1 protein-coding gene is annotated in these 612 nt (G+C 42.2%); it reads left to right on the plus strand.

Features of this window, described 5'->3' with window-relative positions; genetic code table 11:
* Positions 1-12: 12 nt before the first annotated feature.
* Positions 13-612 (plus strand): lipid-A-disaccharide synthase (gene lpxB, locus IE142_RS40000; protein WP_229831267.1); only part of this gene is annotated, 600 nt, incomplete at its 3' end.

Consider the following 612-nt stretch of genomic DNA (forward strand, 5'->3'; position numbering starts at 1 on the left):
ATCGGTCATACAATGGCTGATGCAATTGCTTTACACCCTGATAAAAAAGCGGCTCGTGAACACCTAGGTATTGATCAAGAGGCAATCTGTTTAGCTCTGCTACCAGGAAGTCGGCATTCTGAAGTGGAAATGCTCAGTGCGGACTTTATAAAAACAGCGCAGCGATTAAAGCAACAGATCCCCGCATTACATATTGTTGTCCCTTTGGTAAATGCGAAGCGACGGGCACAATTTGAACAAATACATCAAAGTGTTGCCCCAAAACTTGAAATCCAACTCTTAGATGGACAAGCAAGAGAGGCGATGACCGCCAGTGATGCGACTTTATTAGCATCTGGTACAGCCGCCTTAGAATGCATGTTAACGAAATGCCCGATGGTAGTGGGTTATCGTATGAAACCATTTACCTTTTGGTTAGCAAAAAAATTAGTTAAAACGCCCTATGTCTCTTTACCCAATTTATTAGCAGGACGGGAAATAATTAAAGAGTTGCTGCAAGAAGAGTGCACACCAGAAGCACTGGCAGAACAATTACTCCCCCTATTAACGGATGCGGAAAAAGTACAACACTTAAAAGAGATATTTTTACAATTACACTCAGCTATCCGTTGT

This window comes from Streptomyces mutabilis (assembly GCF_014649815.1).
Taxonomy (GTDB): domain Bacteria; phylum Actinomycetota; class Actinomycetes; order Streptomycetales; family Streptomycetaceae; genus Streptomyces; species Streptomyces mutabilis.